This is a genomic window from Oceanobacillus sp. FSL K6-2867 (genome assembly GCF_037963145.1).
Lineage (GTDB): Bacteria > Bacillota > Bacilli > Bacillales > Amphibacillaceae > Oceanobacillus.
This window is the reverse complement of record NZ_CP150144.1, coordinates 3232860-3247052: the sequence shown is the minus strand read 5'-3', so window position 1 is coordinate 3247052 and position 14193 is coordinate 3232860. Positions and strand designations below refer to the sequence as shown.

The 14193-nt window shown below is 43.1% G+C and carries 5 protein-coding genes, 19 tRNA genes and 3 rRNA genes; 1 reads left to right on the top strand and 26 read right to left on the bottom strand.

The genetic code is table 11. The features are described 5' to 3' along the window. The first annotated feature begins 321 nt into the window (after positions 1–321). Positions 322–1455, top strand: a complete 1134-nt coding sequence (locus NSQ77_RS15750) for a CapA family protein (protein WP_339226982.1) — start codon at positions 322–324, stop codon at positions 1453–1455. Between the two features lie 297 nt (positions 1456–1752). Here the strand turns inward: NSQ77_RS15750 and NSQ77_RS15745 are convergent. The 26 genes from NSQ77_RS15745 to NSQ77_RS15620 form a co-directional block, all read right to left on the bottom strand. Further along, positions 1753–1843: transfer RNA gene (locus NSQ77_RS15745), tRNA-Ser, on the bottom strand. A 3-nt stretch (positions 1844–1846) separates the two neighbouring features. After that, a tRNA-Asn gene (locus NSQ77_RS15740) sits at positions 1847–1921 on the bottom strand. Positions 1922–1926: 5 nt separating this feature from the next. Further along, positions 1927–2000 (bottom strand) — tRNA-Arg (locus tag NSQ77_RS15735). Positions 2001–2054: 54 nt separating this feature from the next. After that, positions 2055–2128 (bottom strand) — tRNA-Ile (locus NSQ77_RS15730). A 15-nt stretch (positions 2129–2143) separates the two neighbouring features. After that, a tRNA-Gly gene (locus tag NSQ77_RS15725) sits at positions 2144–2217 on the bottom strand. Between the two features lie 21 nt (positions 2218–2238). Further along, positions 2239–2324: transfer RNA gene (locus NSQ77_RS15720), tRNA-Tyr, on the bottom strand. A 16-nt stretch (positions 2325–2340) separates the two neighbouring features. Continuing rightward, positions 2341–2416, bottom strand: a tRNA-Phe gene (locus NSQ77_RS15715). Between the two features lie 28 nt (positions 2417–2444). Then, positions 2445–2537: transfer RNA gene (locus tag NSQ77_RS15710), tRNA-Ser, on the bottom strand. 21 nt (positions 2538–2558) lie between these two features. After that, a tRNA-Ile gene (locus tag NSQ77_RS15705) sits at positions 2559–2632 on the bottom strand. Positions 2633–2648: 16 nt separating this feature from the next. Continuing rightward, a tRNA-His gene (locus tag NSQ77_RS15700) sits at positions 2649–2724 on the bottom strand. A gap of 26 nt (positions 2725–2750) precedes the next feature. Then, positions 2751–2827, bottom strand: a tRNA-Met gene (locus tag NSQ77_RS15695). A gap of 10 nt (positions 2828–2837) precedes the next feature. Beyond that, positions 2838–2910, bottom strand: a tRNA-Ala gene (locus tag NSQ77_RS15690). A gap of 83 nt (positions 2911–2993) precedes the next feature. After that, positions 2994–3067, bottom strand: a tRNA-Arg gene (locus tag NSQ77_RS15685). Positions 3068–3127: 60 nt separating this feature from the next. Further along, positions 3128–3209: transfer RNA gene (locus NSQ77_RS15680), tRNA-Leu, on the bottom strand. 3 nt (positions 3210–3212) lie between these two features. Further along, a tRNA-Lys gene (locus tag NSQ77_RS15675) sits at positions 3213–3288 on the bottom strand. Positions 3289–3315: 27 nt separating this feature from the next. Beyond that, positions 3316–3392: transfer RNA gene (locus NSQ77_RS15670), tRNA-Asp, on the bottom strand. Between the two features lie 20 nt (positions 3393–3412). Next, positions 3413–3489 (bottom strand) — tRNA-Met (locus NSQ77_RS15665). A 30-nt stretch (positions 3490–3519) separates the two neighbouring features. Continuing rightward, positions 3520–3595 (bottom strand) — tRNA-Val (locus NSQ77_RS15660). Positions 3596–3599: 4 nt separating this feature from the next. Then, positions 3600–3674 (bottom strand) — tRNA-Glu (locus NSQ77_RS15655). A gap of 130 nt (positions 3675–3804) precedes the next feature. Continuing rightward, positions 3805–3920 (bottom strand): 5S ribosomal RNA (rrf, locus tag NSQ77_RS15650). A 66-nt stretch (positions 3921–3986) separates the two neighbouring features. Next, positions 3987–6908: ribosomal RNA gene (locus NSQ77_RS15645) — 23S ribosomal RNA — on the bottom strand. A 278-nt stretch (positions 6909–7186) separates the two neighbouring features. Beyond that, positions 7187–8750 (bottom strand): 16S ribosomal RNA (locus NSQ77_RS15640). The 16S, 23S and 5S rRNA genes sit together here with 19 tRNA genes alongside, the layout of an rRNA operon. Positions 8751–9260: 510 nt before the next feature. Next, positions 9261–10076, bottom strand: a complete 816-nt coding sequence (locus NSQ77_RS15635; protein WP_339226980.1) for an endonuclease/exonuclease/phosphatase family protein — start codon at positions 10074–10076, stop codon at positions 9261–9263. Positions 10077–10115: 39 nt separating this feature from the next. Continuing rightward, positions 10116–10946, bottom strand: coding sequence for a glycerophosphodiester phosphodiesterase family protein (locus NSQ77_RS15630; protein ID WP_339231037.1), 831 nt, complete (start codon positions 10944–10946; stop codon positions 10116–10118). Positions 10947–11285: 339 nt separating this feature from the next. Next, the gene (locus NSQ77_RS15625) at positions 11286–12698 is read right to left on the bottom strand and encodes an SLC13 family permease (protein ID WP_339226979.1); all 1413 of its coding nucleotides are present in this window, start codon (positions 12696–12698) and stop codon (positions 11286–11288) included. A gap of 6 nt (positions 12699–12704) precedes the next feature. Next, positions 12705–14192 (bottom strand): tripartite tricarboxylate transporter permease, encoded by a 1488-nt coding sequence (locus tag NSQ77_RS15620; RefSeq protein ID WP_339226978.1) that lies wholly within the window; start codon positions 14190–14192, stop codon positions 12705–12707. Position 14193 lies beyond the last annotated feature (1 nt).

The window sequence follows — 14193 nt, the reverse complement described above, 5'->3', positions numbered from 1 at the left end:
AGAAGTTAATTTCATTTATTATACAGCCGTTTACGAATAAAAAAGAGTAAAAAAATTCATAGATAGGAGTCGTTTTTATCATAAAAGGAGTACTCCTTCCTTAGGTATTCATATCTCTATTAAAAAATTAACTTGATATCTTGGCGCCTTTTAATAAGTAAGAATCGAAACTGTCCGAGCACTGCGTTTTTTGTAACTAAATGTCGTACGATTATCAGCTAAAGTTTGTTCTATTAATTTCTAAATTTTATTATAATTCAAGTAATTATAGTACCTACTTTAGATACGCGAACAAAAACTATGATTAACGGAGTTGATAGGATGACTATATTACTTTGTTTTTCTTTTCTTTTATCTCATCAACCAGTAAAACACCCATTTATAGATGAGATACAGACAGCTATTAGAACAAATCTGTTTGAAGAGCATTATTTTGCAACTATTGATTATTCATTAATTGCTGATAAACTAACAAACTATGAAAAAACCATAACGATAAGTGCCGCAGGGGATGTCACCATTGGCAGTGATGACAGTTTTGGATATCATGGTACATTTCATTATGAAGCTGACCAATCTGGCCTTCATCATTTTGGAAAAAATGTTTCCCCGATTTTTAAAGAAGACGACTTGACTATTGTTAATCTAGAAACCACTTTAACTGCCAGTCCATATAAAGCAGAAAAAACATTTCGGTTTGCTGGAAAACCTTCCTACACAGAGATTTTAAATTTAACGGGTATAGAAGCTGTGAACCTGGCCAACAATCATACACTTGATTATTTGGAAAAAGGATATGAAGACACAATTACCAATCTTGATACATACAGTATAAATTCATTCGGGTACGACAGACTTTTTGTAAAAGAAGTAAATGGCATAACGATAGGTGCTTTTGGATATAAAGGATGGAATGATACAAGTGAATTACGTGAACAAATTGAAAAAGATATCTTGTTACTAAGAGAACAAGGGGCACAAATCATTATTGCTAACTTTCACTGGGGAGAGGAGCGACATTATCATCCAAATGCTACTCAGCAATCACTGGCAAGGTTTGCAATTGATGCAGGCGCAGATTTAGTACTTGGTCACCATCCCCATGTGGTGCAAGGGATTGAGGAATATAAATCAAAATATATTGTCTATAGTCTGGGAAACTTTATGTTCGGCGGAAATCGAAACCCTGATGACAAAGATACTTTTATTTTCCAGCAAACGTTTCATTTTGCCTTTAATGAACTAACGGACAAAAAGAATATAAAGATTATCCCAACAAGTATTTCTTCTCTTGCAAATCGAAATAACTACCAGCCAACTCCGCTCGAAGGAATAGAGGCTGATCGAGTACTGAAAAAAATACTGACATTAAGTGATGAAATACCCGAAAATGATATTGCCTATAAAGATTATCGGATAGAGGAAAGTACCGCAGTTTTTTCCAGTGCTGATTAGGACAGTTTAACAGGTTTTTCATCATTAAAAGGATAAGCTGTCTGTCACATTATCATTCCTTAATAACGTCTTATTTAATAATTGGACCAATAAAGAAATAACCATTTTATTGGAGCATTAAAAAACAGCACACATTCAAATTAAATGTGTGCTGTTTTAACATTATCTATACGTTTTTTATTATTTGAAATTATTATCTTATTTGGGAAGATCCTATTTTTATTATGTAGTTGATTGATTAATCAGAAGTTTACCATAGGATAAACAGAGAAAATACTGATTGCTGCTAACTAATACTGGCGGAGAAGGAGGGATTTGAACCCTCGCGCCGCTTACACGACCTACACCCTTAGCAGGGGCGCCTCTTCAGCCACTTGAGTACTTCTCCGGATGGCTCCACAGGTAGGATTCGAACCTACGACCGATCGGTTAACAGCCGATTGCTCTACCACTGAGCTACTGTGGAATATGCGCGCCCTAGAGGATTCGAACCTCTGACCCACAGCTTAGAAGGCTGTTGCTCTATCCTACTGAGCTAAGGGCGCAATGTATAAACTATATATTAACATACTATTGTATGGAATATGAAAATATAGTAATGGGCCTGAGTGGACTCGAACCACCGACCTCACGCTTATCAGGCGTGCGCTCTAACCAGCTGAGCTACAGGCCCATATATATGGTAATTTGGAGCGGGTGAAGGGAATCGAACCCTCATCATCAGCTTGGAAGGCTGAGGTTTTACCACTAAACTACACCCGCATTGTATGATATAAAATGAAATGGTGGAGGGAGTAGGACTCGAACCTACGAACCCGATGGGAGCGGATTTACAGTCCGCCGCGTTTGGCCAACTTCGCTATCCCTCCATTATTAATTTAAAAGTGGTGGCTCGGGACGGAATCGAACCGCCGACACACGGATTTTCAGTCCGTTGCTCTACCGACTGAGCTACCGAGCCAAATAATATGTATTTTATAGAAGTTAAATGGAGGAGGTAGAGGGATTCGAACCCCCGCGCGGTTTGACCCGCCTGTCGGTTTTCAAGACCGATCCCTTCAGCCAGACTTGGGTATACCTCCAGATTAAGATGAACCTATAAATGGACCCTGCAGGACTCGAACCTGCGACCGATCGGTTATGAGCCGATAGCTCTAACCAACTGAGCTAAGGGTCCTTGTTACATATTATAATGGGGCGACCGGTGGGGATTGAACCCACGTATGCCGGAGCCACAATCCGGTGCGTTAACCACTTCGCCACGACCGCCATTATGCAATTACTTTATTTAATTATGGTAGCGGCGGAGGGGATCGAACCCACGACCTCACGGGTATGAACCGTACGCTCTCGCCAGCTGAGCTACGCCGCCAATATTCAAATGGAGCCTAGCGGGATCGAACCGCTGACCTCCTGCGTGCAAGGCAGGCGCTCTCCCAGCTGAGCTAAGGCCCCGTGTAATGTATGCATGATGAATTCAAGTCTTGAAATAGGTCTTGTAAAACCTAACGCTCATTAAAAGCTACTTTCTGGAATAACGCGCCCGAGAGGAGTCGAACCCCTAACCTCTTGATCCGTAGTCAAACGCTCTATCCAATTGAGCTACGGGCGCATATAAATAATCTCAAGACAAAATCAAATCTTTTACTTTCGTCTCGATGAGTAATGATAATGCGGGTGAAGGGACTTGAACCCCCACGTCCGAAGACACTAGATCCTAAGTCTAGCGCGTCTGCCAATTCCGCCACACCCGCAAATGGTGAGCCATGAAGGATTCGAACCTTCGACCCTTTGATTAAAAGTCAAATGCTCTACCGACTGAGCTAATGGCTCAAATGTAATGTGTCATCTAAAGAATGATGGCGGTCCGGACGGGACTCGAACCCGCGACCTCCTGCGTGACAGGCAGGCATTCTAACCAACTGAACTACCGGACCATTTTATAAAACAAATGATTTGGTTGCGGGAGCAGGATTTGAACCTGCGACCTTTGGGTTATGAGCCCAACGAGCTGCCAGACTGCTCCACCCCGCGATAGGAATGATTTATCTTATTGTTTAAAGATGGTGGAGGATGCAGGGCTCGAACCTGCGACCCCCTGCTTGTAAGGCAGGTGCTCTCCCAGCTGAGCTAATCCTCCATATTGGTGACCCGTACGGGATTCGAACCCGTGTTACCGCCGTGAAAGGGCGGTGTCTTAACCGCTTGACCAACGGGCCAGTTAATTTTTCTCAAGTATAAACAAATAAATAATTTCACAGGTAGATTTTGAAAAACAAACTTCAAATCTACGGCCAATCGACGAATAGTCGTTGTGCTACCACCTAAGGTACTGTGAAATAATCTTTTGCCTGGCGGCGTCCTACTCTTGCAGGGGCAAAGCCCCAACTACCATCGGCGCTGAAGAGCTTAACTTCTGTGTTCGGTATGGGAACAGGTGTGACCTCTTCGCTATTGCTACCAGACATCTATTTTTTTAGGTTTATACCTTAAAAACTAAATAAGAGTAAACCAGACATCAAATAAAGAAGTTAGTTAAGTCCTCGATCGATTAGTATCCGTAAGCTCCACGTGTCGCCACGCTTCCACACCGAACCTATCAACCTCATCGTCTCTGAGGGATCTTACTCACTCGAAGTGATGGGAAGTCTCATCTTGAGGGGGGCTTCATGCTTAGATGCTTTCAGCACTTATCCTTTCCACACGTAGCTACCCAGCAATGCTCCTGGCGGAACAACTGGTACACCAGCGGTGTGTCCATCCCGGTCCTCTCGTACTAAGGACAGCTCCTCTCAAACTTCCAACGCCCACGACGGATAGGGACCGAACTGTCTCACGACGTTCTGAACCCAGCTCGCGTACCGCTTTAATGGGCGAACAGCCCAACCCTTGGGACCGACTACAGCCCCAGGATGCGATGAGCCGACATCGAGGTGCCAAACCTCCCCGTCGATGTGAACTCTTGGGGGAGATAAGCCTGTTATCCCCGGGGTAGCTTTTATCCGTTGAGCGATGGCCCTTCCATGCGGAACCACCGGATCACTAAGCCCGACTTTCGTCCCTGCTCGACTTGTAGGTCTCGCAGTCAAGCTCCCTTCTGCCTTTACACTCTTCGAATGATTTCCAACCATTCTGAGGGAACCTTTGGGCGCCTCCGTTACCTTTTGGGAGGCGACCGCCCCAGTCAAACTGCCCGCCTGACACTGTCTCCGAACCGGATCACGGTCCTGGGTTAGAATGTCCATACAGCCAGGGTGGTATCCCACGGATGCCTCACCGTAAGCTAGCGCTCACGAGTCCAAGGCTCCCACCTATCCTGTACAAGCTGCACAGACATTCAATATCAGGCTACAGTAAAGCTCCACGGGGTCTTTCCGTCCTGTCGCGGGTAATGCGCATCTTCACGCATAGTATAATTTCACCGGGTCTCTCGTTGAGACAGTGCCCAAGTCGTTGCACCTTTCGTGCGGGTCGGAACTTACCCGACAAGGAATTTCGCTACCTTAGGACCGTTATAGTTACGGCCGCCGTTTACTGGGGCTTCGGTTCAAAGCTTCGGGCTAAAAGCCCTAACCCTTCCCCTTAACCTTCCAGCACCGGGCAGGTGTCAGCCCCTATACTTCGCCTTTCGGCTTCGCAGAGACCTGTGTTTTTGCTAAACAGTCGCTTGGGCCTATTCACTGCGGCTCCTCCATAAAGGAGCACCCCTTCTCCCGAAGTTACGGGGTCATTTTGCCGAGTTCCTTAACGAGAGTTCTCCCGCTCACCTTAGGATTCTCTCCTCGCCTACCTGTGTCGGTTTGCGGTACGGGCACCTATGATCTAACTAGAGGCTTTTCTTGGCAGTGTGAAATCAGGAACTTCGGTACTAGAGTTTCCCTCCCCATCACAGCTTGAAATTGCCAGACGGATTTGCCTATCTGACTTTCTCACTGCTTGGGCGCACCTATCCATCAGTGCGCATTCCTTATCCTTCTGCGTCCCCCCATCGCTCAAACAATCATGAGGTGGTACAGGAATATCTACCTGTTGTCCATCGCCTACGCCTTTCGGCCTCGGCTTAGGTCCCGACTAACCCTGAGAGGACGAGCCTTCCTCAGGAAACCTTAGGCATTCGGTGAAAGAGATTCTCACTCTTTTTTCGCTACTCATACCGGCATTCTCACTTCTAAGCGCTCCACCAGTCCTCACGGTCTGACTTCACAGCACTTAGAACGCTCTCCTACCATTGTTCGTAAGAACAATCCGCAGCTTCGGTGATACGTTTAGCCCCGGTACATTTTCGGCGCAGAGTCACTCGACCAGTGAGCTATTACGCACTCTTTAAATGATGGCTGCTTCTAAGCCAACATCCTGGTTGTCTGGGCAACTCCACATCCTTTTCCACTTAACGTATACTTTGGGACCTTAGCTGGCGGTCTGGGCTGTTTCCCTTTCGACTATGAACCTTATCACCCATAGTCTGACTCCCAAGTAAAAGTAACTGGCATTCGGAGTTTGACTGAATTCGGTAACCCGGTGAGGGCCCCTAGTCCAATCAGTGCTCTACCTCCAGTACTCTATTTCTTGAGGCTAGCCCTAAAGCTATTTCGGAGAGAACCAGCTATCTCCGTGTTCGATTGGCATTTCACCCCTACCCACACCTCATCCCCGCATTTTTCAACATACGTGGGTTCGGGCCTCCAGTCAGTGTTACCTGACCTTCACCCTGGACATGGGTAGATCACACGGTTTCGGGTCTACGACCGCATACTCATTCGCCCTATTCAGACTCGCTTTCGCTGCGGCTCCGTGTCTTCCACTTAACCTTGCATACGATCGTAACTCGCCGGTCCATTCTACAAAAGGTACGCCGTTACCCATTAACGGGCTTCGACTACTTGTAGGCACACGGTTTCAGGTTCTATTTCACTCCCCTCCCGGGGTGCTTTTCACCTTTCCCTCACGGTACTGGTTCACTATCGGTCACTAGGGAGTATTTAGCCTTGGGAGATGGTCCTCCCGGATTCCGACGGAATTTCACGTGTTCCGCCGTACTCAGGATACACTCCGGAGAGAATTCTTTTTCAATTACAGGGCTCTTACCTTCTTTGGCTGACCGTTCCAGGTCGATTCGTTTAAAGAATTCCTTGGTAACTCCAATGGAATGTCCTACAACCCCAGAAAGCAAGCTTTCTGGTTTGGGCTCTTTCCGTTTCGCTCGCCGCTACTCAGGAAATCGATTTTTCTTTCTCTTCCTCCGGGTACTGAGATGTTTCAGTTCCCCGGGTCTACCTCATGCACCCTATGTATTCAGATGCATGTACTGTTCCATTACGAACAGTGGGTTCCCCCATTCGGAAATCCCCGGATCAAAGTTTACTTACAACTCCCCGAGGCATATCGGTGTTAGTCCCGTCCTTCATCGGCTCCTAGTGCCAAGGCATCCACCGTGCGCCCTTATTCACTTAACTAAGTTACAGTAAATAAGCGTACTAATTATTAGCCTTGCTTTATTTAATCCAGCTTCAGCTCCTGAGAACAGTCACTTCAGCCTTTTACATTAATATTGATGTCGTTGTTACTCTTATTTAGTTTTCAAGGTACAAATAGAGAGATTTGCTCTCTCAAAACTGAACCAAACAACACAGTATGTCGGGCCTACAGGATGTAGGTCATGCCGATGTTGCCACAGGACGTGGCGATCTTAATCGGCCTTCCTTAACCCGTAGGGTTCCGTAATAATCCTTAGAAAGGAGGTGATCCAGCCGCACCTTCCGATACGGCTACCTTGTTACGACTTCACCCCAATCATTAGTCCCACCTTCGGCGGCTGGCTCCAAAAGGTTACCTCACCGACTTCGGGTGTTACCAACTCTCGTGGTGTGACGGGCGGTGTGTACAAGGCCCGGGAACGTATTCACCGCGGCATGCTGATCCGCGATTACTAGCGATTCCGGCTTCATGTAGGCGAGTTGCAGCCTACAATCCGAACTGAGAATGGTTTTATGGGATTGGCTTGACCTCGCGGGTTCGCTTCCCTTTGTTCCATCCATTGTAGCACGTGTGTAGCCCAGGTCATAAGGGGCATGATGATTTGACGTCATCCCCACCTTCCTCCGGTTTGTCACCGGCAGTCACCTTAGAGTGCCCAACTAAATGCTGGCAACTAAGATCAAGGGTTGCGCTCGTTGCGGGACTTAACCCAACATCTCACGACACGAGCTGACGACAACCATGCACCACCTGTCACTCTGTCCCCGAAGGGAAAGCTCTATCTCTAGAGTTGTCAGAGGATGTCAAGACCTGGTAAGGTTCTTCGCGTTGCTTCGAATTAAACCACATGCTCCACCGCTTGTGCGGGCCCCCGTCAATTCTTTTGAGTTTCAGCCTTGCGGCCGTACTCCCCAGGCGGAGTGCTTAATGCGTTAACTTCAGCACTAAGGGGCGGAAACCCCCTAACACCTAGCACTCATCGTTTACGGCGTGGACTACCAGGGTATCTAATCCTGTTCGCTACCCACGCTTTCGCTCCTCAGCGTCAGTTACAGACCAGAGAGTCGCCTTCGCCACTGGTGTTCCTCCACATCTCTACGCATTTCACCGCTACACGTGGAATTCCACTCTCCTCTTCTGTACTCAAGTCCTCCAGTTTCCAATGACCCTCCACGGTTAAGCCGTGGGCTTTCACATCAGACTTAAAAGACCGCCTGCGAGCGCTTTACGCCCAATAATTCCGGACAACGCTTGCCACCTACGTATTACCGCGGCTGCTGGCACGTAGTTAGCCGTGGCTTTCTGGTTAGGTACCGTCAAGGCTGGGTCAGTTACTACCCAACTTATTCTTCCCTAACAACAGAGTTTTACGATCCGAAAACCTTCATCACTCACGCGGCGTTGCTCCGTCAGACTTTCGTCCATTGCGGAAGATTCCCTACTGCTGCCTCCCGTAGGAGTCTGGGCCGTGTCTCAGTCCCAGTGTGGCCGATCACCCTCTCAGGTCGGCTACGCATCGTCGCCTTGGTGAGCCGTTACCCCACCAACTAGCTAATGCGCCGCGGGCCCATCTGTAAGTGACAGCCGAAACCGTCTTTTATCTTCTCACCATGAGATGAAAAGTATTATCCGGTATTAGCTCACGTTTCCGCGAGTTATCCCGATCTTACAGGCAGGTTGCCCACGTGTTACTCACCCGTCCGCCGCTCATTCCACAAACATCACCTCAGATGAGGGTCAGTTTGCTTCCTGCGCTCGACTTGCATGTATTAGGCACGCCGCCAGCGTTCGTCCTGAGCCAAGATCAAACTCTCCAAAAAAGTTTGTAATACTTAGCTGTTGTAGAAGCTGACTTCTACTTGTTTTAAAAAGAAAAACGAGTTTCCTTTTTCTTGACATACTGGTTGTTTTGTTCAGTTTTCAAAGAGCAAATTTGTTTGTCGTTTTTCAAAAGCGACTTTATTAGTCTATCACATATCATATTGTGATGTCAATCACTTTTTTAATTATTTTCTTAATCGCTTTGAACGTTTTTAGCGACAAGAAATAATTTACCACACTACTAAACTAAAAGTCAATCACTTTTTTATTTTTTTAGTTCTTGGGGTGAAGTCTTATCAAACCCATGGTTAAATAATGCAATATTAATTATCGTGAAAAGTATAGCTATCCTTCTTACTATTCTATTCTTAAAGGATAAATGAAAGCTTTAGTTCAAAACTATTATAGGTTTTATATTTTTTGTAAGTATTTATGATAGATTTTAGCTTACTTTTATGTGGAAACCAAACAGAAAAACAGCACACTCATCAAATGAGTGTGCTGTTATATTATCTCTGTATCGTTATTTCCGTCACTAACGGTAAATGATCTGATGCTTCGGAATTGATTACCTTCTGATTTGCAGATTTAATATCTGGTGAGGTGAGAATATAGTCAATTCTTTTATTTGGATTAACCACTGGGAATGTATTCGCATTATCGATTCCGGCAAATGTATCAGTGAAATTACCCGCGTTTAGTAACGTGTAGAATTCTTCACTGTCCGGTTCAGCATTTAAATCACCTACTAACACGCTTGGTCCCTCAAAAGAAGATTTTAAATCAATTATTTCTTCAACCTGTGCAATTCTTTCAGCAGCACTTAAGCCTAAATGTGTATTATAAAAATTAAGATGTACTCCTTTAACGTTAATTGTTGTCCGCAGAATACCTCGTTGTTCATTTCCGAAGCTGCTTAAGAAAATATTCTCTGAATCAATAATTGGATATTTACTAAGTATAGCTGTTCCATATTGTCGATTATTTTCTTGCCCCACGGCTGGATCTAGATTCAGGTTTGCTCCATAAATATAGTGATACCCTAATAATTTCGCTAATTCCTTTGCCTGATCCTGAAAATTACTTCTATCTCCATAAAAACGATCCACCTCTTGGAGTCCAATTATGTCTGCATTTGCATCTTGAATTTCCTTAGCAATTCTCCCTAAATCTAATTCACCATCAAGACCAACACCATGGTACATATTGTATGACATTACATTTACATCTACTTTTTTTCCATAACCATCCGCAAACACATTACCAATTAATGAAAATACTAGAATAATACTCAAGCCTGCTCCTGCAAATGATTTCTTTATCATGGTTATCTCTCCTTGTTTTCTCACTTGTAATGTCACTTCTTAATTCTTCACGGGATGCGGATAAACATATTCAGGAAAGTCCGTAATAATACCATCAACTTCACGTTCAAATAGGTTATCGGCTTGTTCCTGGGTGCGTACAGTGTAAGCATAGATTTCCATATCAGCGAGATGAACGCGTTCTACCAGCTCATCTGTCACGATATTCATATTCGGATTGAAAAAATCAGCATATGTTGCAAATTGTGCCAGCTGTTCATCCGAGACATCTGCCCATGTTACCCCAGCAAGGACACCATGAGGAATATTTGGAAGAAGTTCCTTTGATTGGTGCACCGATTCATGGTTGAATGACTGGATAATCACTTTACCATTCTTAGACTTATGCAGATTACGCTCGGTCAGAGCTTCGGCTACCTTTTCTTCCATACCTGGATACAATTCAGGTGATTTTAATTCTATTAACATTCCTATCTTTCCGCGATATTCATCGATTACTTCCTCAAATGCAGGAATTCGTTCACCTGCAAACTCTTCGCTAAACCAGCTACCGGCATCTAATTGCTGAATTTCTTCAAGTGTATAATCTCCAACAAATCCATTACCATTTGTTGTACGATTTACAGTTGTATCATGGATAGCTACTAACCTTCCATCCCGAGTCATTTGCACATCAATTTCTATATAATCAGCTTTCATCTCAAATGCCCTTTCAAATGCAGCCATTGTGTTTTCCGGGGCATGTCCTGATGCACCACGATGTGCGACATTAACCATTTCACTCTTACCATTGGATGCGAATACAGGAACTGTAAACAGAGACATAAAGAAAATTGCCGACAATGCTAAAACCGTAAGTTTTCGTATCATCATTAGAACCTCTCCCTTTATCCGTATTTATCTTTAATTATAGGGGAAATCTATTAAATGACTGTAAATTGCAAGATAAAGAAATGTATGGAAATCCAAGAAATTCGTAGTGCTTCGAAAGACCCTGGATAAATTCCTTCAGGATAAAATGAGAGAGTGATGGATGGGTTTGGGATTTGACTGGAGGCAACCATCAATCTTTCTTTTGCTCGTTCATGGTTGTTTCAGGAGTAATATCTATCACTTGTTCACGGCGACAATCATAATAGTCTCAACTACATATTCTAATAGGATTCCTGCTAGTAACGAATCTTTTTTGTATCATTTTTTTATTCCTCTCTACCAATAATATAATGCTGATAAAATTGAAATCATCATAAAGACAATGCTAAACACCAGTCCGATACTATATTGCTCTTTTTTTGAAAGAATTCCAGTTTCAAAAGCTAAATATGTTGTCGTTGAGTGAATAGGGAGAACCATCATGCTACCCACGATTAGAATCACTAATAATGCTAATTGCAATGGTTCGATTCCAAGTAATTCTGAGTAAGACATAACGATAGGAAAAATAACAACCAAAGCTGCAGAAGGAACAATAAAACAAAAGCGTAAAATAAATATAATAACTGCAATAACAATTACTTTCATTATCATCCCTGCATTAGCCGGTATTAGCGCAACTAAAAGATTTGCAATAGCTTCAGCTGTCCCGTTCTTCATCAGTAACATTCCTAACGAAAAAGACACTCCGAGCATAAGGAAATTCTCCCAGTCGTACCCCCGAACCATTTTATTCGTAAATAACCCCATTTTTGGAATAGCATAAAATGCAATTAACAGCATAGGCGGTAAAATAAGCGGTACTTTTTCTTCATCTGTAAAAATCCAAACAAGGATCATCATGAAGAAACTAAACAATGTTATCCAAAACTTAAAAGGTAATTTCTTTTCTCCAGATTCGAGCTTATGGTCAGTTAAAGTCGCAGTAGCTTGCTTTAAATCATTTGAATGTAGGTGCTTTAAATAACTCCAGATATACAGCACCATAAGAATAGATCCTATCCATAACGGTGGCGCCAGCAGGAGTATCCACTCTAACCAGCTAAGATTTGCAACCTGATAATCCTTTAAAAGCTGGTGAGCCAGAATCGGAAATCCACCACCTGTAAAAATGACGAGTGTGGCATTTTGATTAACCATACCAATGAGAAAAACACTGTATTTATGAAAAATGCTCTTATTTTCATACCCATAAAAATGATTCAAGCTATTCATCAGGGGAAGCATCATTTTAAATCTCGCAACTGCGGAAGGAAGCAAAATAGGCATAACTAAAATGACAATAGGCAGTCCTACTATCACAAAATGAGGACCACCTTTACTGAACTTAATAAGTAATCTAGCAAATACTTGATCAACTTCTACTCGCACTAATGCTTTACTTATTAAAGATAGGACTAGTATGAAATACAAAGCTGGTGTTAAAAAGCCAGCTAATGCTTCTTCAACAGAATCTACTAAATTAAATAAAATCATGAGTGACAGAATGAGTAAACTACTTGCAGCTGTCGGAATTGGAGTGGTAATCCATATATAAATCGCTATCAGCAAAAGTAAAAGTGTTAATTGCTGTTCTAAAGAAAAATGATGAAGAAAGGACGTTCGGAAAAGCCCTAAACCAATCAATAACAAGCCAATGAAGCTGATGAAATTATGACGATAACCCAATTTTAAAAAGCTATTCTTCACGTTCAACTACCCTTTTCTCTTACGTAATTGCCCTATTAATGGGAAAACAAATGAAAGCAGTGACAGAATTAATAGTGCTAATGAGATTGGATTTGTTAAGAAAATCATTACATCTCCATTTGAAATTGTTAATGATTGTCTGAATGACTGCTCCATCATCCCACCTAAAATAAATGCCAATATAAATGGCGGTGCTGGGAAAGCAAACAGCCTCATGATAAAGCCAATTAATCCAAATAGTAAAAGCATATACAAATCAAACGTATTAAAACTTATTGCATAAACACCAATCATACTAAAGATAATAACCAGTGAAATAAGTAATGGTCTAGGTATCTTTAATACCTTTGCAAAATAAGGGATTAACGGTAGATTTAAAATAAGCAAGAAGATATTACCGATATACATACTCGCGATAACTCCCCAAAAAATTTCAGGGCGTTCTGTCATTAACATGGGACCAGGTTGTACACCGAGCACTAAAAACGCACCGAGCATAACTGCAGTTGTACCTGATCCTGGAATTCCTAAGCTCAATAAGGGAACGAAAGCACCACTTGTTGCAGCATTATTTGCGGTTTCAGGACCAGTTAATCCTTTTATCGAGCCTTTTCCAAACTCTTCTGGCTTCTTAGCTATTCGTTTCTCTGATATATAAGCAATAAAGGAAGCTATTGTCGCACCAGCTCCTGGTAACACTCCAATAATAAAACCGAGAAACGATTGTCTAGACATCGGTCCGGACATTTCTTTGAAATCTTGTTTCGTAAGCTTTAAACTTCCTATGTTATGTGCATTTCTCATGGATTGATCCTTACGATTTAATACTAAGGAACAAACTTCCGCAATGGCAAATAACCCCAATGCAATGACCAGAAAATCTATGCCCTCAAGCAAATTTATATTGCCAAATGTATAGCGCTGTGTACCTGTCTGTGGATCAATTCCAATTGTAACAACCATAAATCCAGCAACGGCTGCAATTAAAGCTTTAATGGTTGACCCTTCTGACAAGCTCGCTATTGCTGTTAAACCTAAAACCATTAAAGCAAAATAGGCTGGAGGTCCAAAAGAAATCGCTACATTTGCAAGCAGGGGAGCGAATAGCATTAATAAGATAACACTGACCGTTCCACCGACAAATGAAGCAATCGCTGAAATTGCAAGTGCTTTTCCCGCTTTTCCCTGCTGCGCCATCGGATACCCATCAAATGCAGTAGCAACTACACCCGAAACTCCCGGCGCATTAAGCAGAATAGATGATGTGGAGCCACCGAATATTGCTCCGTAATAAACGCCAGCCATCATAATTAATGCAGTACTAGGATCCATTCCGAACGTCATCGGAATCATAACAGCGATTGCACTAATGGGGCCTAAACCAGGCAACATTCCAATAATGGTACCTACAAATACACCTAACATGACAAATAAAATTGCCTCTATACTAAAGGCTGTCTGAAACCCTGTAATTATTCCTTCTAATGATCCCATA

What these genes read in the sequence shown, in the direction of transcription:
- NSQ77_RS15750 (WP_339226982.1), top strand. Translation starts at nt 322, where the DNA reads ATGACTATATTACTTTGTTTTTCTTTTCTTTTATCTCATCAACCAGTA.
- NSQ77_RS15635 (WP_339226980.1), bottom strand. Translation starts at nt 10,076, where the DNA reads ATGATAAAGAAATCATTTGCAGGAGCAGGCTTGAGTATTATTCTAGTA.
- NSQ77_RS15620 (WP_339226978.1), bottom strand. Translation starts at nt 14,192, where the DNA reads ATGGGATCATTAGAAGGAATAATTACAGGGTTTCAGACAGCCTTTAGT.
- NSQ77_RS15630 (WP_339231037.1), bottom strand. Translation starts at nt 10,946, where the DNA reads ATGATACGAAAACTTACGGTTTTAGCATTGTCGGCAATTTTCTTTATG.